The 23244-nt window shown below is 61.3% G+C and carries 22 protein-coding genes; 6 read left to right on the forward strand and 16 right to left on the reverse strand.

Going from position 1 to position 23244, the window contains the following annotated elements; translation table 11 throughout:
• Nucleotides 1-2: 2 nt before the first annotated feature.
• The 4 genes from hydA to E9677_RS09050 are packed head-to-tail and all read right to left on the reverse strand — an operon-like array spanning nt 3 to nt 3340.
• Complete coding sequence (gene hydA, locus E9677_RS09035; RefSeq protein WP_136557761.1) at nt 3-1460, reverse strand: dihydropyrimidinase; 1458 nt, start codon at nt 1458-1460, stop codon at nt 3-5.
• On the reverse strand, nt 1457-1840 hold the full coding sequence (locus E9677_RS09040) for a type II toxin-antitoxin system PemK/MazF family toxin (protein WP_168801155.1): 384 nt from the start codon (nt 1838-1840) through the stop codon (nt 1457-1459). The genes hydA and E9677_RS09040 overlap by 4 nt, the downstream gene beginning before the upstream one ends.
• Nucleotides 1837-2049, reverse strand: a complete 213-nt coding sequence (locus E9677_RS09045; protein ID WP_136557763.1) for an antitoxin MazE-like protein — start codon at nt 2047-2049, stop codon at nt 1837-1839. The genes E9677_RS09040 and E9677_RS09045 overlap by 4 nt, the downstream gene beginning before the upstream one ends.
• 37 nt (nt 2050-2086) lie before the next feature.
• Complete coding sequence (locus tag E9677_RS09050) at nt 2087-3340, reverse strand: Zn-dependent hydrolase (RefSeq protein ID WP_136557764.1); 1254 nt, start codon at nt 3338-3340, stop codon at nt 2087-2089.
• Between the two features lie 288 nt (nt 3341-3628).
• On the opposite strand from E9677_RS09050, the gene E9677_RS09055 reads away from it, so the two are divergent.
• On the forward strand, nt 3629-4282 hold the full coding sequence (locus E9677_RS09055) for a TetR family transcriptional regulator C-terminal domain-containing protein (RefSeq protein WP_136557765.1): 654 nt from the start codon (nt 3629-3631) through the stop codon (nt 4280-4282).
• Here the strand turns inward: E9677_RS09055 and E9677_RS09060 are convergent.
• A complete protein-coding gene (locus tag E9677_RS09060) occupies nt 4272-5213 on the reverse strand; it encodes a DMT family transporter (RefSeq protein ID WP_136557766.1) in 942 nt (313 codons plus the stop codon). The genes E9677_RS09055 and E9677_RS09060 overlap by 11 nt on opposite strands.
• Nucleotides 5214-5357: 144 nt before the next feature.
• Here E9677_RS09060 and E9677_RS09065 point away from each other — a divergent pair, with 144 nt between their 5' ends.
• Complete coding sequence (locus E9677_RS09065; RefSeq protein ID WP_136557767.1) at nt 5358-5990, forward strand: exopolysaccharide biosynthesis protein; 633 nt, start codon at nt 5358-5360, stop codon at nt 5988-5990.
• 17 nt (nt 5991-6007) lie between these two features.
• On the opposite strand, the gene E9677_RS09070 is transcribed toward E9677_RS09065, so the two are convergent.
• The 3 genes from E9677_RS09070 to E9677_RS09080 form a co-directional block, all read right to left on the reverse strand.
• Nucleotides 6008-8701 carry a bifunctional diguanylate cyclase/phosphodiesterase gene (locus E9677_RS09070; protein WP_136557768.1) on the reverse strand — a complete coding sequence of 898 codons (2694 nt, stop codon included), beginning with the start codon at nt 8699-8701 and terminating at the stop codon, nt 6008-6010.
• A 175-nt stretch (nt 8702-8876) separates the two neighbouring features.
• Entirely contained in the window at nt 8877-10190 is a 1314-nt protein-coding gene (preA, locus tag E9677_RS09075; protein ID WP_136557769.1) for an NAD-dependent dihydropyrimidine dehydrogenase subunit PreA, read from the reverse strand.
• A gap of 26 nt (nt 10191-10216) precedes the next feature.
• A complete protein-coding gene (locus tag E9677_RS09080) occupies nt 10217-11578 on the reverse strand; it encodes an NAD(P)-dependent oxidoreductase (protein ID WP_136557770.1) in 1362 nt (453 codons plus the stop codon).
• A 292-nt stretch (nt 11579-11870) separates the two neighbouring features.
• Here E9677_RS09080 and E9677_RS09085 point away from each other — a divergent pair, with 292 nt between their 5' ends.
• Genes E9677_RS09085 through E9677_RS09095 form a run of 3 tightly spaced genes read left to right on the forward strand, consistent with a single transcriptional unit; the run spans nt 11871 to nt 12963 of the window.
• Nucleotides 11871-12269: a DUF2325 domain-containing protein gene (locus E9677_RS09085; protein ID WP_136557771.1), complete on the forward strand. Its 399-nt coding sequence runs from the start codon at nt 11871-11873 to the stop codon at nt 12267-12269.
• Nucleotides 12266-12532 (forward strand): hypothetical protein, encoded by a 267-nt coding sequence (locus tag E9677_RS09090; protein WP_136557772.1) that lies wholly within the window; start codon nt 12266-12268, stop codon nt 12530-12532. The genes E9677_RS09085 and E9677_RS09090 overlap by 4 nt, the downstream gene beginning before the upstream one ends.
• Before the next feature lie 44 nt (nt 12533-12576).
• Nucleotides 12577-12963: a VOC family protein gene (locus E9677_RS09095; protein ID WP_136557773.1), complete on the forward strand. Its 387-nt coding sequence runs from the start codon at nt 12577-12579 to the stop codon at nt 12961-12963.
• Nucleotides 12964-13009: 46 nt separating this feature from the next.
• Here the strand turns inward: E9677_RS09095 and E9677_RS09100 are convergent, their stop codons facing one another.
• Nucleotides 13010-13375 (reverse strand): DUF423 domain-containing protein, encoded by a 366-nt coding sequence (locus tag E9677_RS09100; RefSeq protein WP_136557774.1) that lies wholly within the window; start codon nt 13373-13375, stop codon nt 13010-13012.
• 5 nt (nt 13376-13380) lie between these two features.
• Nucleotides 13381-13770, reverse strand: coding sequence for a globin domain-containing protein (locus tag E9677_RS09105; RefSeq protein ID WP_136558131.1), 390 nt, complete (start codon nt 13768-13770; stop codon nt 13381-13383).
• Between the two features lie 171 nt (nt 13771-13941).
• Between E9677_RS09105 and E9677_RS09110 the strand changes: the two genes are divergently transcribed.
• Entirely contained in the window at nt 13942-15564 is a 1623-nt protein-coding gene (locus E9677_RS09110) for an ABC-F family ATP-binding cassette domain-containing protein (protein WP_136557775.1), read from the forward strand.
• Nucleotides 15565-15597: 33 nt separating this feature from the next.
• Here the strand turns inward: E9677_RS09110 and E9677_RS09115 are convergent, their stop codons facing one another.
• The 6 genes from E9677_RS09115 to E9677_RS09140 form a co-directional block, all read right to left on the reverse strand.
• Nucleotides 15598-16398, reverse strand: coding sequence for an ion transporter (locus tag E9677_RS09115; RefSeq protein ID WP_136557776.1), 801 nt, complete (start codon nt 16396-16398; stop codon nt 15598-15600).
• A gap of 127 nt (nt 16399-16525) precedes the next feature.
• Entirely contained in the window at nt 16526-17515 is a 990-nt protein-coding gene (gene galE, locus E9677_RS09120; RefSeq protein WP_136557777.1) for a UDP-glucose 4-epimerase GalE, read from the reverse strand.
• A 14-nt stretch (nt 17516-17529) separates the two neighbouring features.
• A complete protein-coding gene (gene glf / locus E9677_RS09125; RefSeq protein ID WP_136557778.1) occupies nt 17530-18690 on the reverse strand; it encodes a UDP-galactopyranose mutase in 1161 nt (386 codons plus the stop codon).
• A gap of 115 nt (nt 18691-18805) precedes the next feature.
• Nucleotides 18806-20059: a DUF6250 domain-containing protein gene (locus E9677_RS09130; RefSeq protein WP_168801156.1), complete on the reverse strand. Its 1254-nt coding sequence runs from the start codon at nt 20057-20059 to the stop codon at nt 18806-18808.
• Between the two features lie 45 nt (nt 20060-20104).
• Complete coding sequence (locus tag E9677_RS09135; protein ID WP_136557779.1) at nt 20105-20839, reverse strand: class I SAM-dependent methyltransferase; 735 nt, start codon at nt 20837-20839, stop codon at nt 20105-20107.
• A 128-nt stretch (nt 20840-20967) separates the two neighbouring features.
• Nucleotides 20968-23013 carry an O-linked N-acetylglucosamine transferase, SPINDLY family protein gene (locus E9677_RS09140; RefSeq protein WP_136557780.1) on the reverse strand — a complete coding sequence of 682 codons (2046 nt, stop codon included), beginning with the start codon at nt 23011-23013 and terminating at the stop codon, nt 20968-20970.
• Between the last annotated feature and the right edge of the window lie 231 nt (nt 23014-23244).

The following is a 23244-nucleotide window of genomic DNA, read 5'->3' on the forward strand; positions in this document are numbered from 1 at the left end:
CCTCAAACCCCCGTCGCCGGAATGCCCGTGCGTTCCACCTTGCGTGGCGCAACCAGTTCCTTCCAGGTCGACAACGCCTTATTGACCGCCGTGAACGGCTCGCGATGCACGAATTTGCCATGCCCCTCGCGGGTCTTCACCGCGCCTTCCTCGATCGCCACATAACCGCGGGTCAGCGTGTAGCGCGGAAGGCCGGTCACTTCCTTGCCCTCGAAGACATTGTAGTCGATCGAGGACTGCTGGGTCTTTGCCGAAATCGTCTTCGAGCGCTTGGCATCCCAGACCACCAAGTCGGCATCGGCGCCGACGAGGACGGCGCCCTTCTTCGGGTAGATGTTGAGGATCTTGGCGATGTTGGTCGAGGTGACCGCGACGAATTCGTTCATCGTCAGGCGGCCGGTCGCAACGCCATAGGTCCAGAGCATCGGCATGCGGTCTTCAAGCCCGCCGGTGCCGTTCGGGATCTTGGCGAAGCTGTCGAGGCCGAAGCGTTTCTGCTCGGTGGTAAAGGCGCAGTGGTCGGTGGCGACGACCGAGAGCGAACCCGACTGCAGACCGGCCCAAAGTGAGTCCTGATGCTGCTTGTTGCGGAACGGGGGCGACATGACGCGGCGGGCGGCGTGGTCCCAGTCCTTGTTGAAGTATTCGCTTTCGTCGAGCGTCAGATGCTGTATCAGCGGCTCGCCATAGACGCGCATGCCCTTTTGCCGGGCGCGGCGGATGGCTTCATGGGCCTGTTCGCAGGAGGTGTGCACGACATAGAGCGGAACGCCGGCCATGTCGGCCAGCATGATGGCGCGGTTGGTGGCTTCGCCCTCGACCTCAGGCGGACGGGAATAGGCATGGGCCTCGGGGCCGTTATTGCCTTCGGCAAGCAGCTTGGCGGTCATCGAGGCGACGACGTCGCCGTTTTCGGCATGCACCAGCGGCAGGGCGCCGAGTTCGGTGCAGCGCTGGAAAGAAGCGAACATCTCGTCGTCGTTCACCATCAGTGCGCCCTTATAGGCCATGAAGTGCTTGAAGGTGTTGATGCCCTTGTCCTGAACGACCGTCTTCATCTCGTCGAAGATCCGTTCGTTCCAGCCGGTAATGGCCATGTGGAACGAATAGTCCGCCGTGGCACGCGAGGTCTTGTTGTCCCACATGGTGAGCGCGTCGAGCAGCGACTGGTCAGGCCCTGGAAGACAGAAGTCGACGACCATGGTCGTGCCGCCGGAGAGGCCAGCGCGCGTGCCGCTTTCGAAGTTGTCGGCGGAATAGGTGCCCATGAAGGGCATTTCGAGATGCACATGGGGGTCGATGCCGCCCGGCATCACATAACAGCCTACCGCATCCAGCACGGTGTCGCCGGAGAGGTTGGGGCCGATCTCAACGATCACGCCGCCCTCGATCTTGACATCGGCCTTGTAGGTCAGATCGGCGGTGACGATCGTGCCGCCCTTGATGACTGTGGTGGTCATGGCAGTTGTTTCCCTCCGTTTTCAGCTTCGTTTCTCGGCCCGCTGGCGAGATCGAGGCCTGTTATGTGGATCAGAGCAGTTTCGAGCCGCTTGAGCTCGTCTGTTGAAAGCCGCCCAATGCGCTGCCGGATGACATCCCTTTTCAAGGGCGAGAGCTTCTCGACCATGATCTGAGACACTTCCTGCAGGCCGTTCTCTGGATTGGGCACAATTATGGGGCGAAGCGTGGGAGCGTCGATCAGATGCGTGGTCATTGGGCAGGCAAGGATCGTGCTGAACAATCCGACAAGTTCATCCCGTTGAAGAACAACGGCCGGTCTCGGCTTGCCCAATTCGCCTGGAAAGACTGCAATCACAATGTCCCCTCGCGCGAGCGTCACGGCTTGTCCCAGTCGGTCGGGCCGACGGCTTGGATCCAGTCGGTCACGTCGTCCTGATCTTCACCTTCAGCGATTCTTCGCGCCTCCTCTTCGAGCTGGGCTCGCATGGTTTCGTTGTCGAGATCGGGCACCCAGAGTTCGATCGGGCGATAGCCACGCCGCTGCAGGTCAGCCCGCTCTTCCTGTGACAATTCCCTCGGTCGTCCCATGGTTCGCTCCGTTAAGGACTGCTCGCAAGTCTTGATCCTACCCGACAATCTCCGCCGTCTCCAGAACCGCGCGCAGCAGCACGTCCGCCCCGGCCGTCGCCCATTCCTTGGAAATCTCCTCTGCCTCGTTGTGGCTCAAGCCACCAACACAGGGGCACATGATCATCGTCGAGGGCGCGACCTTGGCCGCCCAGCAGGCGTCGTGCCCGGCGCCGGAGATGACGTTCATGTGGGAATAGCCCAGGTCTTCGGCGGCCTTGCGGACGGAGGCGACGAGTTTCGGATCGAAGGTCACCGGATCAAAATGGCCGACGGCCTCGACCGCACAGCCGACGCCGAGCGCTGAACAGATCTCGGCGGCCTTCGCCTCGATCGTGGCGCGCATGCGGTCGAGCTTCGCCTGCTCGGGCGTGCGGATGTCGACGGTGAAGACGACGGTTCCAGGGAGCACGTTGCGGGAATTGGGCGAGAACTTCACCTGGCCGACGCCGCCGACGGCGCCTGGCTGTTCGCTCATCGCGACCTCCTGGACCATTTCCATGATCCGCGCCATGGCAAGGCCGGCATTGACGCGCAGGTTCATCGGGGTCGAGCCGGTATGGGCTTCGCGGCCGGTCAGGGTAAATTCCAGCCACCACAGGCCCTGACAGTGGGTGACGACGCCGATCTGCTTGTCCTCGGCTTCGAGGATCGGTCCCTGTTCGATGTGGTATTCGAAATAGGCGTGCATCTGCCTGGCGCCGACCTCTTCGTCGCCCAACCAGCCGATGCGCTTCAACTCTTCGCCGAAGGCCTTCCCCTCCATGTCCCTGCGAGCATAGGCATAATCGAGAGAATGAATGCCCGCGAAGACACCCGAGGCGAGCATGGCGGGGGCGAAGCGGGCGCCTTCCTCGTTGGTCCAGTTGGTGACGACGACGGGGTGCTTCGTCTTGATGTTGAGGTCGTTCATCGATTTGACGACTTCAAGGCCAGCGAGCACGCCGAGCACGCCGTCATACTTGCCGCCGGTCGGCTGCGTGTCGAGATGGCTGCCGACATAGACGGGCAGGGCGTCCGGATCGGTACCCGGCCGCGACATGAACATCGTGCCCATCTTGTCGACGGCCATGGTGAGCCCGGCATCCTCGCACCAGCGCTGAAAGAGACGGCGGCCTTCCGCATCCTCATCCGTCAGGGTCTGACGATTGTTGCCGCCGGCGATGCCGGGGCCAATCTTCGCCATCTCCATGAGCATGTCCCACAGCCGATCGCCGTTCACGCGAAGGTTCGTGCCGGGTTGCGCCGTCATTGCAGATCCTCACCTGTTTTTTCAGGAGTCGGATCTTCCGCCCAACTCCCTTGTTCCCGGGGTCAGCGACAGCGGCTTATGTTTGTCTTTTCCGCTGTCGTATCGGCAGTTGCCTTTAGTTGACATCTGTCCAATAATTTGACCGACTGGTAAAACATTACAACTTCCATCACGGCACTCAAGACGAAATCGGCAAAATTCTGCGACAAAATATCAAGCAGATGCCCAGATTTTGGGCTCCAATATTGCTGAGTGAGTTCAGTATCTTAGGCGGGGAACAACTCCAAGATGGCAATACCGAGAGCGGCGCAGACCCAGAGGCGGACGCGGATCCAGGAGGAGAAGGAGGAACTCATCCTGGAAGCTGCGCTCGAAGTCTTCTCCCAACGGGGATTCCATGGCTCGACGATCGACCAGATCGCCGAGGTCGCCGGCATGTCGAAGCCGAATCTGCTCTATTACTTCCGCACCAAGGAGGCGATGCATCGTGCGCTGATCGACCGGGTGCTGGAGAACTGGCTCGAGCCCTTGCAGGCTTTCGATGCCGATGGCGATCCGGAGGAGGAGATCCGTTCCTATATCCGTCGCAAGCTGGAGATGGCGCGGGAGTTTCCGCGCGAAAGCCGGCTCTTCGCCAACGAGATCCTGCAGGGGGCGCCGCATATCGCGGCGGTGCTGGAGGGGCCGCTCAAGCAGCTGGTGGATGAGAAGGCCGAGGTTATTCGCGCCTGGGTCGCGGCGGGCAAGGTGCGCGACTGCGATCCGCACCACATGATCTTCTCGATCTGGTCGACAACCCAGCACTATGCGGATTTCGACGTTCAGGTGAAAGCGGTGCTGGGTGATGGCCGGGATGGGGCGGATCGCTTCGAGGAGGCTGCAAGCTTTCTGGAAGGCCTCTTCGTCAGCGGTCTGATCCTGAAATCACCCGTCAGTCTCTGAGCAGACCCATCACCAGCAGACCCGCAGCCGTGACCAGCGCGCCGATGAAAACGGCCGGGCTTGCCCAGCCGTGGCCGAGCAGCCCCTCCAGCAGGATGATGAAGGTCGGCGTCAGATAGCCGTAACCGAGCACCTTGGGGGCCGGCAGGCGCATGGATGCGTATTGCAGCAGCATGAAGGTGATCGCTGTCGTGATGATCGACAGATAGGCGATCGTTGCCCAGACGGCCATCGGCAGGCTGGCGAAATCTGTGGTGGCGAGTGGCACGGCGCCGGTCGGCAGCAGCCAGGGGACGGTGAAGACCACGACCCAGAACCCGAAGGCAACAGGGTTTTCGCCCAGACCGAAACGCCGGATCAGCGGCACATAGGCGCCGTGGCAGATCACGCCGACGAAAAAGATCAGCTCGCCGCGGCCGACATCGAAGGAGAGAATAGCGCCGATATCGGCGCGAAAGATCACCCAGATTGCGCCGAGGGCGGCGATAACCAAAGCGATCAGCACGTCGGGACGTGTCCTCTGGCCGATGAAGAGGAGGGCGAATCCGGCTGAGATCAGCGGCATCAGCGTGAAGACGGCGCCGGTTTGCACCGGGCTGGTGAATTCGAGTGCCGCGAACATGGTCAGCATGTAGATGGCGATCAGGCCGCCCAAGAGAGCATAGCGCCAGACGCGGCGCGGCTTGGTGAAGGGCACGCGCAGGATGCCGAAGGTCAGGATGCCCATGACGACCATGGTCATCAGGTAGCGCCAGAGCGTCAGCGGACCGGCCTCCAGATGCTGCGCCGCCATGCCGCCGAACGAGAAAGAGCCTGCGATCAGCGCCGCAAACAGCAGCATCGCCGCATGAGCTTTCAGTTTTTCACTACCGGTGGCGTGGATGGTGTGGCGATTGGCGGGGGAAACGGGGCGGTCGGCCTGGTCTGTCATGTTATGCCCTTGGGGCCGGCTTCGATCGCCATGCGGAGCGTGACTTGACCGGGCCGGTATTCTCCTTCATCTGCGGCAGGTGCGGTGCCCTTCGGCATGGCCCTTCACAGATCTTGCCACGGCAGTTAATCGAAAGCGGACCTGATGACAACGACGATCGGCTTCACCGACACGGACAAGAGCACCAGTGCTGTGCTGGAGGACGTGATCCGTTCCATGGACGCAGAGCATGTCACGCTGCGGCAGATCCTCGAGAAGATGGGCGAGAGCGGTCTTCTGCTGCTCTGCGGCCTCCTGTCTCTGCCGTTTCTCGTGCCCGTTTCCATCCCGGGTGTTTCGACGGTGTTTGGAGCCGGCATCGTCCTGATCGGCATTGCCGTAACCTTCAATCGCTTCCCCTGGCTGCCGTCGAAACTGGCTGACCGCAAGCTCGAGCGCAGCAAGCTGGTGCCGGTGCTGGAGCGTGGCCTCACGATCCTGCGTAAGGTCGATCGCTATGTGCGGCCACGCCTTCTGGGTCTGACGACGGGTGGTCTGGTCAACCGGGTGAATGGCCTTGTGCTGACCTTCGCCGGCGTGCTCCTGATGATGCCCTTGAGCTTCATCCCGTTTTCCAACACCTTGCCGGGCGTCGCTATCCTCTTGTTGTCCACGGGGATTTCGCAGCGCGACGGCGGCGTGGTCCTGGCGGGGCACCTTCTGGTCGTGCTCACGATGGTCTATTTCGCCGGGCTGGCCTGGGCTGCCTATGCGGCAGGAAACAGTCTGCTGGGCTAACCGAGTGCAGTCCGCCTTCAGGCGGTCCTTTGCCAAAGGGTTTCGCGCTCCGCCGCATGCTTGCGAGCGAAGTCCATCAGGGCGTGGGCGCTCATCGGCCGCGCCAGGGCGAAGCCCTGCAGCGTGTGGCAGCCGAGATCGCGCAGGATCGCGGCATGTTCCATGGTCTCTACCCCTTCCGCCACGATCCCCACGCCGAATGAGCGGCCGATGTCGATGATCGAGCTGATCAGGCGGCGCTGGGCGGGGTTGTCGACAATCGGCGCGACGAGCTGCCGGTCGATCTTGAGGCGGCTGGGCGACAGCTTGATCAGCGACAGTATCGAGGCATAACCGGTGCCGAAGTCGTCGATCTCGATGGCGATGCCGTGTGCACGGATCCGCGCGAGGCTTTCGGCCACTGCGTCGGCTTTATCATCGAAGGAGATCGATTCCAGCAGCTCGAAGGAGAGGCTGCCCGGCTTCAGCGACAGTGATTCCAGATGGCTGACGAGGCGATCCTCGAACAGGCGCTGGGCGGAAATATTCACCGAGACATGCTCGATGCCGAGATCGGCGGCGCGCCAGCGGGTGAGCTGCAACAGCGACTGGTCTAGAATGCTCGCGTCGATCTGGGCGACAACGTTCAGGCTTTCGGCGATTTCAAGGAAGGCGGAAGGGGGCAGCAGGCCCTGCTGAGGGTGGTTCCAGCGGGCAAGGGCTTCCACTCCGTTGATCTCCAGCGTGCGCGCGTCGAACTGCGGCTGGTAGAAGGCGACGAAGTCGTTGTCTCCGAGGGAGCGCAGGATGGCATCGGCCGTCTGCTTGATGTTGATCGTGCGCGCGCGCAGGTGGTCGTTGAAAAACTCGACACGGTTGCGGCCGCGGCGCTTTGCTTCGTAGAGCGCGATGTCGGCATTGACGAGCACCTGCTCGGCGGCCAGTTGCGCTTCGGTCTTGGCCGCGATCCCGATGGAGGCTCCGACGCGGCATTCATGGTCGTTGTAGAGGACCGGCGTGTTGACGGCGGCGATGAGCCTCTGGCCGAGTGAGCCGAAGTCATCCTGGCCGGGGTAGCCGAAGCAGACGATGACGAATTCGTCACCGCCGATTCGCGCGACGAAATCTTCGTCGCGGACATTGGCGCGCAAGGCGCTCGCGACATTCCGCAGGATCGCGTCGCCCGCCCCATGGCCCATGGTGTCGTTGATTTCCTTGAACCGGTCGAGATCCATGTGGAGCACGGTGAGTTGCTGGCCCGGGCGATCGAGGACATCGAGGGTTGCCAGCCGCTGATCGAGGTAGCGTCGGTTCGGTAGCCCGGTCAGGGCGTCGTGTAGCGCATTGTGCTCCATGCGTTTGCGCGCGGATTCGAGCGCAGCGTTCTGTTCTTCGGTCTGCTTGTGAGCAGCCCGAAGATTGTCCTGGAGGATCACGTCTTCCGTGACGTCCCAGTTGACGCCCAGCATCTTCAGGGTGCCATCCCCACCGCAATAGCTGGTGCCGACGGTGCGCATGTGCAGCACCTTGCCGTCACCGGGGCGTCTGACGCGGAACTGGCCGGTATAGGACCCCTTGCGGTCGATGGCCTCCCTCATCGTCCGTTCGATCTCCCGAGCATCCTCGTCGGGCACCATGCTGCGCCACTGTTCCATCGAGACGGGCATATCTGCCGGCAAGCCGTAAAGCTGGTAGATCCGTTCGTCCCAATGCATGGCGCCGGTAGCCACATCCAGTTCCCAGACCCCGATCCTCGAGGATTCCAGCGCGACCCCCAGGCGATGGGACATGGCGCGTAGGTCTTCCTCGCGCTCGTGCAGTGCCTGGAAGTTCCGTTGCCGCTCGTTCATCAGCAACCCGACCCAGACGACGATCCCGGAGATCAAGGCTGCCACCGCGAAGATCGCGATCCGGTTGAGGTCACTCCAATCGTTCGCGGCATCCCAACCGCCGCGCGGAATGGCCGAAATGGTCCATTTCCGATTGGCCAGATCGATGTTCATGCGGACAGGGTCGAGCTTCCGGATGTTGATGTCGCCGTAAATCACGGCCGGCTCGCCGGTGGTAGTGTTATCCGTGGTGATCACCACCTCGATCGGCAGTTCATTGGCGAGAAGGCCGCTGTCGTCATAGAGCCGCGGCAGGTCCAGTATGCCGAGCAAAGCGCCCCAGAACTGCATCTGTCCGCTGTCGTTCCAGATGCGGACAGGAATGCTGATGACCAGTCCCTGCGTGCCGTTGTTGAGGTGAGTAGGGCCGGTGATGACCACTTTTCCCTTCTCGACCATGTCGCGCAACAGGGCGTCTCGATCCCAGACCTGCAGGATCGGCCGATCCGTGAAGGGAGAATTGCGTTCTGGAGGATAGGCATAGGCCGAGACCAGGTTGGGGGCAGCGACAACCGTTCGGATTTGTGAGTGAAACTGGAAGATGCTTTCTGAGAGAGCCTCGAACCGTTCCTTGTCGATTTGCGGTTCTGTTCCGATGACGGCAACGAGACCCTGCAGGAGCTTGGTATTCGCGTTGATATTCGCTTCGATCTTCGTGCGGATCAGACCAAGGCGCTGCTGAACCTCATGGCGGCTCTCATGAAGGGAAAGCCGCTGCTGCTGCAGGTCCGCATAGAAGGCTGACAGCACGACGACGATGCAGACCAGGACGCTCGGAATGATGATCTGCAGGCGCGCACGCCATGCGGAGACATTGACTACGTCTCTGGTCTTTCCCAGCATCCCACCAGAATCCCGCAATTTATCAGCCTCTAATATTTGGGGCTTTCAATAAATCCAGTGTTCATGATGCAAGCAAGCGTTGAATAAATCCTGAATCTTTCCACAACTTCGTCGAACTATTGATGGAGAGACTTGGCCCGGCGCCAATTGATGGTTGGGCCAAGTCTCTGCGCTGTTATTCCGCGGCCTGAACGGCCATCGGATTGTTAGGATGGGTCGTCCAGTTGGCATAGTTGGGATCGACCGGACGGCGGGTGCGCTGGTCGAGCGTGCCTGCTTCAAGGCCGACCATGGTGATGCAGTTTTCGACGGGGCAGACGTTGACGCAGAGATTGCAGCCGACGCACTCGTCTTCCATCACCTCGAAATGCCTGACACCGTCGACCATGCTGGTGATCGCCTGGTGCGAGGTGTCCTCGCAGGCGATGTGGCAGCGGCCGCACTTGATGCAGGCATCCTGGTCGATATGGGCTTTGGCGATGTAGTTGAGGTTGAGATACTGCCAGTCGGTGACGTTGGGCACGGCGCGGCCGCAGATGTCGTCGAGGCTCTGGTGACCCTTGGCATCCATCCAGTCGTTGAGGCCCGAGATCATCTCCTGGACGATCTTGAAGCCATAGGTCATCGCCGCTGTGCAGATCTGGACATTGCCGGCGCCGAGTACGAGGAATTCGGCCGCATCCCGCCAGGTGGTCACGCCGCCGATGCCGGATATGGGCAGACCATAGGTTTCCGGATCGCGGGCGATCTCGGCGACCATGTTGAGGGCGATCGGCTTCACCGCAGGGCCGCAGTAGCCGCCATGGGTGCCCTTGCCGCCGACGGTGGGCGAGGGGGCGAAGCTGTCGAGATCAACAGAGACGATCGAGTTGATCGTGTTGATCAGCGAGACCGCATCGGTGCCGCCTGCCTTCGCCGCACGCGCGGGCTTGCGGATGTCGGCGATGTTGGGTGTCAGCTTGGTGATGACGGGCATGCGAGAATACTGCTTGCACCAGCGCACCACCATCTCGATGTATTCCGGTACCTGGCCGACGGCGGCGCCCATGCCGCGTTCGGACATACCGTGCGGACAGCCGAAGTTGAGTTCGATGCCATCAGCCCCTGTCTCTTCGACGAGCGGCAGGATCGCCTTCCACTCCTCCTCGACGCAAGGGACCATGATCGAGGCGACGAGCGCCCGGTCCGGCCAGTTCATCTTGACCTGCTTCATCTCCTGCAGATTGATCTGCAAAGGGCGGTCGGTGATGAGCTCGATGTTGTTGAGGCCGAGAAGCCTGCGGTCGGCGCCCCAGATCGCGCCGTAGCGCGGGCCGTTGACGTTGACGACCGGAGGTCCTTCCGAGCCCAGCGTCTTCCAGACAACGCCGCCCCAGCCCGCCTTGAAGGCGCGCTCGACATTGTAGGCCTTGTCGGTTGGTGGGGCAGAGGCCAGCCAGAAGGGGTTGGGCGACTTGATGCCGACGAAGTTATTCCTGAGATCAGCCATTGTTCAAATCCTCTCTGAGCGGTGCGTCATGCGACTGCGGATGCGCCCGCCGTCATGACGGCGAAAGAGCGGTTGATGCTTTCGGCCGCATCGCGGCCCATGGCGACGGCCGAGACCGTCAGGTCCTGGCCTCCGAAGGCGCAGTCGCCGCCGGCCCATACGCCCGGGATCGAGGTGCGGCCTTCGGCGTCGATGGCGATCTTGCCGCCTTCGATCTTCAAGCCGTCCAGACCTTGGGCATCGAGCTTCTGGCCGATCGCGACGAGGATCTGGTCGGCCTTGATCTCCGTCGTGTGGCCCGTGCCCTTCATCAGGCCGTTTTCGAGGTGGGTGTATTCAAAGCCGATCGCCGAACAGTGACCGTCTTCATGGGCGACGTCCTTCGGCTGCAGCCAGTGGCGGATGTGGACGCCCTTGGAGGTCGCGAGATCCTGCTCGAATTCCGAGGCGTTCATGTGTTCCTTGCCGCGGCGGTAGCAGATCGTGACGTTTTCGGCGCCCAGCAGCTTCGCCTGCACGGCAGCATCGATTGCGGTCATGCCGCCGCCGATGACGACGACGTCACGGCCGACGGGCACGTCTGCCTTCTCGTCGGCCTGGCGCAGATTGGCGATGAATTCGACGGCATCGAGTACGCCGTTGATCCCGGCACCGGGGATGTTCAGCCCATTGACGTTGCCGAGGCCGGCGCCGAGGAAGACGGCGTCGTGCTTCGCCTTGAGATCGGCGAGCTTGAAGTCGATGCCCATCTCCTGGCCGTCGAGCACGTCGATATTGCCGAGCGAGAGAATGTAATCGACTTCCTTCTGGGCGAAGTCATTGGGTGTCTTGTAGGCGGCGATGCCGTATTCGTTGAGACCGCCTGCCTTTTCGCGGGCTTCGTAGATGGTGACCTGATGGCCGTGCATGGCCAGCCGATGGGCAGCGGCGAGGCCGGCTGGGCCTGCGCCAACGATGCCGACCGTTTTCCTGGAGGCGGCGGCCGGGGAATAGAACTGGCGGCCCTCCTCAATCGCGATGTCGGTGGCGTAACGTTGCAGGCGACCGATTTCGACCGGACGCTCTTCGGCCGTGTTGCGCACACAGGCCTCCTCGCAGAGCGTTTCGGTGGGACAGACGCGGGCGCACATGCCGCCGAGGATGTTCTGGTCGAAAATTGTCTTGGCGGCGCCGAGCGGATTGCCAGTCGATATCTGCCGGATGAACATCGGGATATCGATGGCGGTGGGACAGGCCGTCATGCACGGCGCGTCGTGACAGAAGTAGCATCTGTCGGAGGCGACAAGCGCCTCATGGCCGCCCAGGCGGGGGTGGAGATCGGAGAAATTCTTCGCATAATCGGCAGCATCGAGCCGCCCGGCCTTGAGGCCCGGTTCCAGTCTTCGCATCGCAGTTCCCTCTTTTATATTCGAAGCGATGCAGAGAAAGGTAACTCAGGATCAAAGTTTTATCAAACGGTAAAAATTTGACGGATCCTGGCGAAAAACCTCAGAAAGGCTGAGGTTTTCCTCATCGTCAATTCTGATTTCACGGTGCTCCCATGATCACTGGAATGGCCCGAGATAAACATGAGTACAATCGTCCACTATATACTTTACTCTTTTTGTCATGTTTTGTATGGCTGGTCGCAGAGCAGAGCGGCGGGTGGCCGGCAGATGCGGATTCGAGGAGAGCGACGAGATGGCGAAGCACAAGAAGAAGCATGCGGACAAAAAGGCTCCGGTGGAGAGCCCGGCCAAGGTCGGCCGGTTCCCGACACCCGCCGAAGTGCGCAGTTTTCTCTATGTCGGCGGTCGCGATTGCCAGGTCGCGCATCTGCGCCAGATCGCCAGCAATTTTGGTGCGGAACTTATTCACCATGATGGGGGTTTACGGGAAGCGGTATCGCGGATCGACACGGTGCTTCCCTCCGTCGACTGCGTCTTCTGCCCGATCGACTGTATCAGTCACGATGCGTGTCTACGCGTGAAGAGCGGTTGTAAGAAGTTCGGCAAGACTTTCATTCCGCTGCGAAACGGCTCGAAATCCAGTCTCGAGCGTGCGCTGCAGACGCTGAATGAAAGGAATTCGAACGGATGAGCAGGGACGATTTCGAGAAGGGTGGTTTCAGCGCGTTTCACGAGTTTGCGCGAAAGCGTGGGGAAGGGCTGTTGCCAGAACTCTCCGATGCAAACGTGCAACGCTTTCAGGAAGATGAAGTGACGAAATGCGAAATCATCACTTTGCCGGGCTTGCACGAACGCAAGAGCAGTACCAACTACCTCAGGTCAAACCGGGCCCCCGCCCTCGTCATCGATTTTCCCGCGCCACGATGGCAGCGGAACGCCAACGCCAGGTCGTAGTCGTTTCGTGATCCATTCATGCGGGAAGCAGAGGAACTTTCCGCATGAACGCCCAGCAACCGATTGCGACGACGATCCTCAACGCAGTTCCAATACTCCCATCTCTCAACTTCCTCGAAACCCGCAACTTCTATGTGGAGAATCTCGGTTTCGAAGAGGTCGGTCTCGATTGCCTCGATTATCTTGTCGTTCGACGTGGCGGCATGGAACTGCATTTCTGGCTGAGCGACGATCCGATGCAGTGCCAGAACAGTTCGGTTTTCTTTCGGGCAACGGCACCCAGTGAAATCTATCGCGATTTCTGCGAGCGCGGGATCGAGGCGATCCGCCCATCCGATGCTGAGGGCGAAGACATTCGTTTCCACGTCCGCGACCCGCACGGTAATCTGCTGATGTTTTCCGGCATGGGGCCGGCCGCAGTCGCTCACTGACACTTTTCGCGAGCTTAGAGAGGCTGGCTGGACTTCCGGTACAGCCTCAGCGTCGCGTTGGCATTGCGGCGCTGATGGCAAGCAGAAGCCATGACGCGATGAGTGTCATGCCGCCGGTGGGCGCTGCCATTGGAAATACACCGGTGCCAAGGAAGTGCCTGGCAACGAGATCCCCCGCAAACAGCAGCGTTCCAATCGACATTCCCAGAGCGGCAAGATCGGAGACCCGGATCTTATCTCCTGCCAGTGCAAGGGCGATCAGGGCCGGTGCGTGAGCAAGGCAGATCGTCGACGCCGGGCGTAGCAAAGCTTCGCCGCCGGCATGGCTTGCGGCAGCCGCCAATCCCACGCCGGCCGCGCCGATCAGTCCTGCCGCTACTGCCGCCCAGCGATTGTCGCGCAGAATGGGCATCCGGCCTACTCCTTGTTCTGCATGTGAAAGGCGAGCTTCTCGATCGGCGGCCAAATGACTTCGCGCAGCTTGGGATGAGTGATGGTTTCGTCCAAAGCGCGGCGGAAGCACAGCAGCCATTCGTCCCGCTCGAGCGGGCCAATTTCGGCAACGAAATGGCGGCGCCTGAGCATGGGATGACCGCGCTTCTGCATGTAGATCGGCGGACCGCCGAGATAGCCGGTGAGATACTCGTAAAATTTCTCTTCGCTGCCGGTCAGATCCGGTGGGTGAACTGCCCGGCAGTGGGCCGCTTCCGGAAGCGTGTCCATCAGCTCGTAGAAGCGGCGGGACAGCGCCTTGACGGTTTCGTCGCCGCCAATCGCTTCATAAAGGGTAATCGTTTCTTCGCTCATCATCGGGTCCTTCGACTGACAGTCTTTTCTCCCTTTCGTTCCCGTGTTGCAACGGGGGAGCCGATGCCGTGGCAATCCGGCGCAGTCGGGATGCCGCTCTGCAACAAAAGCAGGGGACATGTGGCCCTTACCATGCCATAACGGCGCCGATTTCCAGCAGGCGCCCCTCTCATGATCCGCATCGAAAACATCTCCAAGCAGCTCAGCCACCGCATCCTCTTCATCGAGGCTTCAGCCGCGCTCAATCGCGGCGAGAAGATCGGTCTCGTCGGTCCGAACGGTGCCGGCAAGACTTCGCTCTTCCGCATGATCATCGGCAGCGAACAGCCCGACGAAGGGCAGGTCTCCGTCGATAAGGGTGTTTCGATCGGCTATTTCAGCCAGGATGTCGGCGATATGTCCGGGCGTTCCGCCGTTGCCGAGGTGATGGACGGGGCAGGGCCGGTGAGCGAAGTGGCAGCCGAGCTGCGCGAACTCGAAGCCGCCATGGTCGATCCTGACCGCATGGACGAGATGGATGCGATCATCGAGCGCTACGGCGAGGTGCAGGCGCGCTACGAGGAGCTCGATGGCTATGCGCTTGATGGACGGGCGCGTGAAGTGCTGGCAGGTCTTTCCTTCTCCGAGGCGATGATGGATGGCGACGTGGGCGCTCTCTCCGGCGGCTGGAAGATGCGCGTGGCGCTCGCCCGCATCTTGCTCATGCGTCCGGACGTGATGCTGCTCGACGAGCCGTCGAACCATCTCGATCTAGAAAGCTTGATCTGGCTCGAGCAATTTCTCAAAGGTTATGAGGGCGCACTCCTGATGACCTCGCACGACCGCGAGTTCATGAACCGCATCGTCAACAAGATCATCGAGATCGATGCCGGCCAGCTCAACAGCTATTCCGGCGACTACGAATTCTACGAGGGCCAGCGGGCGCAGAACGAGAAGCAGCAGCTGGCGCAATTCGAGCGCCAGCAGGCGATGCTGGCGAAGGAGATCAAGTTCATCGAGCGCTTCAAGGCCCGCGCGTCCCATGCCTCCCAGGTGCAGAGCCGGGTGAAGAAGCTGGAGAAGATCGACCGCGTGGAGCCGCCCAAGCGCCGCCAGGTCGTGAATTTCGAATTCCAGCCGGCTCCGCGTTCCGGCGACGACGTGGTCAGCGTCAAGGGCCTGTCGAAGCGCTATGGCGACAAGGTTATCTATGACGGCTTCGACTTCATGGTGAAGCGCCGCGAGCGCTGGTGTATCATGGGCATCAACGGGGCGGGAAAATCGACGCTTCTGAAGCTGGTTGCGGGCGATTCCACGCCGGATACCGGCACGGTGTCGATCGGCGCCAGCGTCAAGATGGGCTATTTCGCCCAGCATGCGATGGATGTGCTCGACGGGGAACTGACGATCTTCGACATGCTGGAAACGACCTTCCCGCGCGCCGGGCAGGCGCCGCTTCGCGCGCTCGCCGGCTGCTTCGGCTTTTCCGGTGACGACATCGACAAGCGGGTGCGGGTGCTGTCAGGCGGCGAGAAGGCGCGTCTGGTCATGGCGATCATGCTGTTCGACCCGCCGAACCTGCTCGTGCTCGACGAGCCGACCAACCACCTCGACCTCGACACCAAGGAAATGCTGATCAAGGCGCTGTCGCAGTTCGAGGGCACCATGCTCTTCGTCAGCCACGACCGGCACTTCCTCGGCGCTCTATCGAACCGCGTGCTGGAGATCACGCCTGATGGCGTGTTCCAGTATGGCGGCGGCTATACTGAGTATGTCGAGCGCACCGGCCACGAGGCGCCGGGCCTGCGGGGGTAAAGGGCGGCGGAAACGGCCGCCGCGCCTTGTCCGTCACATTCCGGTCGATGCTCTTTCGGCCCGAAGCGCTGCGATCTCGGACCGCAGAGCCTGCATTTCGCGCAGCAGGTCGGCATTGTCGACATGCAGGGTCTTCAGGTCCGCGTCGGTGTCGGCCATGCTCTGCTCCTGCATGGCAGAGACGATGACACCGATGAAGAGGTTCAGGACCGAATAGGTGCTGAGCAGGATGAAGGGCACGAAGAACAGCCAGGCATAGGGATGCACTTCCATCACCGGCCGGACTATGCCCATGGACCAGCTTTCCAGCGTCATGATCTGGAAGAGCGAATAGGTCGAAGCGCCGAGATTGCCGAACCAATCCGGGAAGGTCGCGCCGTAAAGCTTGGTCGCCATGACCGCTGAGACGTAGAACAGCATGACCAACAACACGATGATCGATCCCATTCCGGGTAGGGCGGCGATCAGGCCGCCGATGACCCGTCGCAGCGATGGGACGATCGAGATCAGGCGCAGGATACGCAGGACGCGCAGCGCGCGCAGGACCTGGAAAGGACCGGTTGCCGGTATCAGCGCGATCGCGACGATGGCGAAGTCGAAAATGCTCCAGGGATCGCGGAAGAAGGCGAGGCGGAAGGTGTAGAGCCGCGCGGCGAGCTCGATCACGAAGATCGCCAGGATGAGACGGTCGAGCGCCAGCAGAAGCGGCCCTATGACCTGCATGGCCGCAGGGGATGTCTCGAGACCCAGCGTGACCGAATTGACCAGGATGACAGAGATGATCAGCCGCTCCCACGCGTTGGAGGAGAGGATCTTCTTCAGTCTGTCGCGCATGGTTCTGGCTCCGTCAAAATCTGCACGACGAAAAGCCCAGGGAACATTCGCCGTCAAGCGTTTCCGGAGATGGTGACTGGCTGCTCACGCTTCTTTTTTGGTGGCGTAGGCCCAAGGTCGCTGCTGTTCAGTCTGAATGGCCGTTAAAGGTCGAGTGCCACTTCCAGGCGGAGCGGATGATGTCGTCGATGCCGTGCTTGGGATCCCAGCCGAGAACCTCGCGGGCGAGTGTGTTGCTGGCGACGAGACCTGGCGGGTCGCCCGGGCGGCGCTCTGTGCGCTTGATCGGCATGGGGCGACCGGAGACGGTCTCTATGGCTTCAATCAGTTCCTTGACGGTGGTGCCATTGCCGGTGCCGAGATTGATGGCAATCGTCTCGCCGCCGTTCAAAAGATACTCGACCGCGCGCACATGGGCGTCGGCGAGATCGTTGACGTGGATATAGTCGCGGATGCAGGTGCCGTCGCGGGTGTCGTAGTCTTCGCCGAAGATCGAGAAGAATTCACGGCGTCCGAGTGCGGTCTCGATCGCGAGTGGGATCGCATGAGTTTCCGGCGAATGCCACTCGCCGATGCGGCCTTCGAAATCGGCGCCGGCGGCGTTGAAATAGCGCAGCATGACAGAGCGCATGCGGCCGCAGAGGTTCAGGTCACCCAGCGCCTGCTCGACGATGTGCTTGGTACGGCCGTAAGGGTTGATCGGCTTCTGGCCGTGCTTCTCGTCGAGCGGCAAATATTCCGGCGCGCCATAGGTGGCGCAGGTCGAGGAGAAGACGAAGTTGCGGATGTCGGCTTCGCTCAAGGCCTGCAGCAGGCTGAGCGTGCCCGAGACGTTGACGTCGTAGAAGTGCTCCGGCTCCTTGAAGGACTGGCCGACCTCGATCAGGCCGGCGAAATGCATGGCGGCCTTCGGCTGGTATTTGGCGAGCACTTCCTTGAGGCGCGTCTTGTCTCGGATGTCGCCCTGTTCGGCCGGGCCCCATTTGACGAATTCCGGATGACCCGAGGTGAAGTTGTCGTAGACAACAGGCAGGTAGCCGCGCTCGGAGAGTGCGAGGCAGGTGTGGGAGCCGATATAGCCGGCGCCGCCGACGACGAGGATGGGCGTGGCAGTCATGCGTGGTTTCCTGCTCAGAGCGGAGAATGGACGAAGGCGGGCATGGCGGCCTCATCCTTTGCCTTGGCAAGGAAGAGGCGGGCCGTATCCAAAGCTTCGCGGATGGTCACATCCATGTCCAGATAGCGATAGGTTGCAAGTCGCCCGACGAAGGTGACCGATGTCTCCTCGTTGGCGCGGGCGACATAATCCGCCAGCTGCGCCTTCTCCTCGACGAGACGGATCGGATAATAGGGAATATCGTCCTCGCCGCAGGCGCGGGAGAATTCGCGGTAGCAGACCGATCCCTCGTGGCTTTCCCAGGGTGAGAAATGCTTGTGCTCGGTGATGCGGGTATAGGGCACCGAGGCATCGCCGTAGTTCATGACGGCGCAGCCCTGATAGTCGCCCTGATAGGTGAAGCGCTCGAAGTCGAGCGTGCGATAGCCGAGGCGGCCGAATTCATAGCCGAAGTAACCATCGAGCGGACCGGAGTAGAACAGGTGGGTATAGTCATGCGGCGCACGCGGATCGACGTGCTGGCCAAGCGTCACCTTGATCTTCGGATGGTCGAAGATCTTTTCAATCATGTCGGTATATCCGTTTTCCGGCATGCCCTGGAATTTATGGAAGAAGTAGTTGTCATCGTAGTTGAAGCGCACGGGCAGGCGCTTCAGGATCGAGGCCGGCAGGTCGGTCGGGGAGCAGCCCCACTGCTTCTCTGTGTAACCCTTGAAGAAGGCCTCGTAGAGATCGCGGCCGACGAAGCGGAGCGCCTGCTCCTCGAAAGTCTGCGGATCCGTGACCGTCTTGTCGGCCTGTGCCTCGATGAAGGCACGGGCCTCCTCGGGGCGGAAGGTCTTGCCGAAGAACTGGTTGATCGTGTGCAGATTGACTGGCAGTGAATAGACTTGGCCCTGGCTCGTGGTCTTCACCCGGTTCTTGTAGGGCAGGAAGGTCTGGTAGCCGTTGACGTAGTCCCAGACTTCCGCGTCATCCGTGTGAAAGATGTGCGGGCCGTAGATATGGACCATAACGCCGGTGTCGGAATCGCGCTCGGTGTGGCAGTTGCCGCCGATATGCGGACGCGTATCGAAGACCTCGACCTCGAAGCCGGCTTCCGCCAATTCGCGTGCAATGACGGCGCCGGACAGGCCCGCGCCGACGATACCGATTTTCTGACCCTGTGCCGTCACCTGGATGTTCCTCGAGCTTATGGGGTGGGCGGGGTTCCAGCCATTGCGGCCTGCCGTGCCTCATCCGTTCCTGTCTGGTCCGGCGGGCCTGCCCGCCGGTCGAATTGCGATGCCGTCAGAGCGCCAGCTTTTCCCGCATGAGCTTATCATAGGCGGCGATCAGACGGTTGACGTCGACGCCCTGTTCCTGCGGGCCGAAGCTCAGGTGGCTGACCGTGAAGTCGGAATAGATCGCCGTTGGACGCTCCAGGAAAGCCGGCAGGTCGACCGTCAGCATCTTCTCGTCGTCGCCTCTTGCCAAGGCCATGTGCTGCAGGTCGCGGCCGAGCCAGGCGATGAAGTTGATCGACTGGCGTTCCTGCCAGTCGACGACCTTCGAGGGGAGCGGAAGCTCTTTCTTAGGCGCCGCCAGGAAGAAGTCGTGCAGGTTGTTGGCCTTGTCCGGATCTGTCCAGAGCGTGCCGCCGAAACCGCCCGGCGGGCGTTCGAAATGGCCGAGTGAAGTCGGCAAGGCACCGGAGACCTGCTGGAAATAGGCACAGACACCGTTGTTCACGACATTGGCCGAGGTCACGAAGTAGTGGGGGTTCTTGCGGCGATGGTCGATGAATCCAGCCAAGCCATCGAGGTCGACATACACGATGTCGTCGTCGCACTTCAGGAAAAGAGCGTCGGCGAAATCGGGCAAGCGCTTGGCGTAATACTGGTAGGCCTGAAAGTAGGGCATCTGATCGCCAGGATTGCCAATGTAGCGGCGGACGGGGGCGTTGGCATCCGTGAGTTCGAGATCGCCGCCCCAGCCACCACGGACCATGACGTCGGCACCCTCGGCGAGGACGATGTCCGGCCAGCGGCCGACACTGACCCCGTTCACCATCAGGTCCGGAATACCCGCAGCGTCGATGTTGAGCACGATGTCGTTGACGCGGCCGGGTGACAGGACGCCGGGCGTCGTGCGCGCCCAGGCGGTGGGCGCCTGGGATCGGTCGAAATCGGTGATTTGCGCGCGCGACAGCTTGCGCATGACGGACTGGTTGTTGTTCCAGCCGCCGACAACGATCTCGTAGAAGCTGCCGGGATCGTTTTTCGGCATCAGTGCGAGGTGCAGGTCGTTGGTGATGCGCGCCCCGATCCGCATCGCTGCTGTCCGTTTGACCGAGCCGCGATGCTGATAGCCGACATTGTCGCCCATGTAGCGGACGGGACCGAACTCTCGCGTCACCCAGTCATGGTCGGATGGTGCGCGGGTAAAGTCCCAGATGTGCCACTCGTCGATCAGGCCTTCCGCCATGGCCTTGCGGACATAGCTGTTGAGGATCTGCATCCGGTGTTCCCGGCCGGCGAATGTGACTAGAATGACGGGTGCCATGAATTCCTCTAAGCGATCGGCAACAGATGGAGGGCCTTGCCCCGGTCAGAGGCGCTTCAGAGCGCCGATGCCGAGGAAGTTGCCGTTTACCGATGGGTATTGCTGGGTGAATTCCCAGGCGAAGAAGTCCGACTCGGCCTGCTTCACATAGCTCCAGAAGACCGAGGTGCCCGGGCATGCCTGGGAGGCCACGTCGTGATGGACGATGATCTTTGCGGTCTTGCGCACCAGGAGATGATCGAACATCACGCCCTGCAGGGAGTGGTCGCCATCGATGAAGACCATGTCGGGCTTCAGCATGGAGATGTAGTCGATGACTTCCGGCGAAGTGGAAAAGTTCTTGATGTAGTGTACCGGAGTCGAGGAGATCTCGATGTATTTCTTCACGAAAGGCGTCGGTTCGATCGGATCGACGGCCAGCGAGAATTCCAGCGGCGCGCCGATCTTCTTCAGCCACTCGTTGACCAGAATGAAGGTGCCGCCCCAGCGGCAGCCGATCTCGGTGAAGGTGCGGATCTCGCGGGCATTGTGCGCGAGCCAGACGAGGTAGCGCGCGAGCTGCGATGGATACTGCCACAGGTGCAGGCCCTTGCCGAAATAGGGCGAAAGCTCTGCCGGCTGCTGTTCGAGAAACTCGTTGTTCAGGCCGAGGCTCGGGATGAATTCGAGTTCGAGATACTGGGTGTCGTAGCACTTCGAGATCGGCAGCGCGCGGATCTTCGCGATGGTGTTTTCGACTTCACCGACCAGCGTCTCATAATGCTGATACTTTTCCTGCATGTGTCCCTTACCCTTCGGATCGCAGCCCTCTGGGCCACAGCAACAGTATGTTCATTTGGCAAATCAGGCAGCGCCCGGTCATTCGGGCGCGACACACGTCATGAGGCTGGCAGCCGTCTCACGGCAGCTCAGGTCCGGTTGGCGGACCAAAGGCGTGTGTCGGTCGGGACCGGATGGAAATCGTGCCAGTTGCCGATCCGGTCGCTGTAACGCTTGCGATAGGCTGCCTCGTCTTCGAATTCGACCTCGGCCAGCATGAGCTCCGCACCAATCTCGTAATACATGTCCATGTTGGAGAGATCAGGCACCGGCGTCTCGCCGCGCTCCCGCTCGCCCTGCATCTGCCAGTAGAGTTCTTCCAGGCGGCGCACGAGGCGGGGGATGTCCCGCAACGCGCAGGTTTCGCGCTGCGCCTGCAGCGAGGCCCGGATCTGGCCGAGTGCTGCCTTATCCTTCGCCAGTGTGATCGCCTTTGCCACGTATTCGTCCGGAGCTGCACAGATCAGCTCAGGAACACCGGCCGATTTTACGATGCTGCTGCAGAAGCGGGATGCAAAGGTCTTGCCGGGAACGGTCAGCACCGGCAGGCCCATGGTCAGCGCATCCGACGCCGTCGAATGGGCGCCATAGGGGAAGGTGTCGAGGAAGAGGTCGGCGATCGCGATTCGGGCCAGATGGTTCGGGTTCGGAACCTTGGAGGCGAAGTAGAGGCGCGCAGCGTCGACACCTGCAGATTTCGCCAGGTCGCGCAGGCGCTGGTTGACGGCATCCGATCCCCCGAGCAGCCAGAGCACGCTGCCGGGCGTTGCGTTCAGAATGGCCATCCACCGGGTGAAGACAGCTGCCGTGATCTTCTGCATGCCGTTGAAGCAGGCAAAGACGAAGGCATCCTCGGGCAGGCCGACTTCCGTGCGGGTCGGCCGCGGGCCGATGACGCGCTTGCGGTCGACCGGCTGGTCGCACGGAATGTGGAGAACTTTCTCGGTGAAGTAGATCTCGTTGCCGGGCGGGATGATCTGCTCGTCGGCGATGATGTATTGGTGCACCGGGCTCGCCATGGTGCCCGGATAGCCGCAGAAGTTCACGATGACCGGGGCAGGGCGGTAGGAGAAGATCTTGGTGCGGGCGAGCTTGGTGTAGCCATTGACGTCGACCAGCACGTCGATCTCGTCGTCCATGATCAGCTTGGCGGCCTCGATGTCCGACATGGCGGTGACGTCACGCCAGACGTCGATGACGGCCTTCATGCGGATCTGGGTCGCGTCGTTGGTGCGCGCTTCGCCGATGTAATAGGCATAGACCTCGACCGAAGACTTGTCATGCAGTTCCAGGACTTCGCTCAGCGCAAAGCCGACGGCGTGATCGCGGAGGTCGGAGGAGACGTAGCCGATGCGCAGACGCTGGCCGGTGCCGGTCTTCTTGCGCGGTTCCGGCTTGTTGAGATGCTGAGGTTCCGGCCGGCCGGCGAGCATCTTGTAGTAGCGATAGGCCTTGGCCATCTGGAACAGGGGGTCATCTGCATAGCAGGCCAGCGGCAGCGGCGATATCGAATCGAGCATCTGGCGCTTCGTCACGAATTCAGAGCCCTGGACCACCGGCCACTTGCACTGATGCTGGCGCACCGAAATCCAGTGCTGGCCTGCCTCCGGCTTGTCGGGCCTGAGTTCGATCGCCTGCCACAAGGCGGTCTCGGCATCCTCGAGAAGGCCGGCACTTTCCATGACGCGTCCGATGTGCTGCAGCGCCATCAGGCGGTGGACTGATTTGTCAGGAGTGATTTCCGCCGTCGCGTCGACGTAGTTGCGCCACTGCTGGATCGCCTGGGCACCGAGTCCGCAATCCTCGTAGGTGCGGCCGAGGTTGATGTGCGCCTGGCCCATCAGCGGAGAGGCCTTCAGCGCGGCCTTCAAGGCGTTGATGGCGCCGGACGTGTCGCCGAGTTGCTTCAGGATGACGGAATAGTTGAAGAAGGCGAGATGAAGAAGCGGGCTCTGGTCGTTGAAGGCGGTCCAGGTCTTGTAGAGTTCGGCAGCGAGAGCTGCCTGTCCGGCAGTCCCCCATTGTTCTGCGAGCTGTAAAACCTCAAGCAGGGAAAGCGTCTGGCGCCTTGCCTTCTCCGATGCGGCTGAAAGCTGTGCGTTCTGCTCCGGGGCGAATGCTGTATGTATCACCATCGACATCACATCTGTTGGCGGCCATTGGGCCATGTTTCGTTCCCGCGCAGCGGCGTCTGAAGAACACCTATTCGGCCTAGCTTGCTTTGGGCTTGCGTGACCGCATCCCGCTGTATCTTGAGATTTGCCAAATCACTTGGTCTTGGCGATAGAACTTTAGGAAAGGCAGGAGAAACGTAACTCGCTGCCAAGAATAGACCACTGACTTCCAGGGTGCTCCGTTAATAGAAA

Origin of the sequence: Peteryoungia rhizophila (genome assembly GCF_004912145.1) — a bacterium.
GTDB lineage: Bacteria > Pseudomonadota > Alphaproteobacteria > Rhizobiales > Rhizobiaceae > Allorhizobium > Allorhizobium rhizophilum.

Bases quoted from the DNA above. Each gene is read 5' to 3' on its own strand.
- preA (WP_136557769.1), bottom strand. From the start codon at position 10,190: ATGGCTGATCTCAGGAATAACTTCGTCGGCATCAAGTCGCCCAACCCC.
- E9677_RS09115 (WP_136557776.1), bottom strand. From the start codon at position 16,398: ATGCGCGACAGACTGAAGAAGATCCTCTCCTCCAACGCGTGGGAGCGG.
- E9677_RS09100 (WP_136557774.1), bottom strand. From the start codon at position 13,375: ATGCCCATTCTGCGCGACAATCGCTGGGCGGCAGTAGCGGCAGGACTG.
- E9677_RS09085 (WP_136557771.1), top strand. From the start codon at position 11,871: ATGGCGAAGCACAAGAAGAAGCATGCGGACAAAAAGGCTCCGGTGGAG.
- E9677_RS09070 (WP_136557768.1), bottom strand. From the start codon at position 8,701: ATGCTGGGAAAGACCAGAGACGTAGTCAATGTCTCCGCATGGCGTGCG.
- E9677_RS09135 (WP_136557779.1), bottom strand. From the start codon at position 20,839: ATGCAGGAAAAGTATCAGCATTATGAGACGCTGGTCGGTGAAGTCGAA.
- hydA (WP_136557761.1), bottom strand. From the start codon at position 1,460: ATGACCACCACAGTCATCAAGGGCGGCACGATCGTCACCGCCGATCTG.
- galE (WP_136557777.1), bottom strand. From the start codon at position 17,515: ATGACTGCCACGCCCATCCTCGTCGTCGGCGGCGCCGGCTATATCGGC.
- E9677_RS09060 (WP_136557766.1), bottom strand. From the start codon at position 5,213: ATGACAGACCAGGCCGACCGCCCCGTTTCCCCCGCCAATCGCCACACC.
- E9677_RS09130 (WP_168801156.1), bottom strand. From the start codon at position 20,059: ATGGCACCCGTCATTCTAGTCACATTCGCCGGCCGGGAACACCGGATG.
- E9677_RS09055 (WP_136557765.1), top strand. From the start codon at position 3,629: ATGGCAATACCGAGAGCGGCGCAGACCCAGAGGCGGACGCGGATCCAG.
- E9677_RS09090 (WP_136557772.1), top strand. From the start codon at position 12,266: ATGAGCAGGGACGATTTCGAGAAGGGTGGTTTCAGCGCGTTTCACGAG.
- E9677_RS09110 (WP_136557775.1), top strand. From the start codon at position 13,942: ATGATCCGCATCGAAAACATCTCCAAGCAGCTCAGCCACCGCATCCTC.
- E9677_RS09050 (WP_136557764.1), bottom strand. From the start codon at position 3,340: ATGACGGCGCAACCCGGCACGAACCTTCGCGTGAACGGCGATCGGCTG.
- E9677_RS09045 (WP_136557763.1), bottom strand. From the start codon at position 2,049: ATGGGACGACCGAGGGAATTGTCACAGGAAGAGCGGGCTGACCTGCAG.
- E9677_RS09095 (WP_136557773.1), top strand. From the start codon at position 12,577: ATGAACGCCCAGCAACCGATTGCGACGACGATCCTCAACGCAGTTCCA.
- E9677_RS09140 (WP_136557780.1), bottom strand. From the start codon at position 23,013: ATGGTGATACATACAGCATTCGCCCCGGAGCAGAACGCACAGCTTTCA.
- E9677_RS09105 (WP_136558131.1), bottom strand. From the start codon at position 13,770: ATGAGCGAAGAAACGATTACCCTTTATGAAGCGATTGGCGGCGACGAA.
- E9677_RS09065 (WP_136557767.1), top strand. From the start codon at position 5,358: ATGACAACGACGATCGGCTTCACCGACACGGACAAGAGCACCAGTGCT.
- E9677_RS09080 (WP_136557770.1), bottom strand. From the start codon at position 11,578: ATGCGAAGACTGGAACCGGGCCTCAAGGCCGGGCGGCTCGATGCTGCC.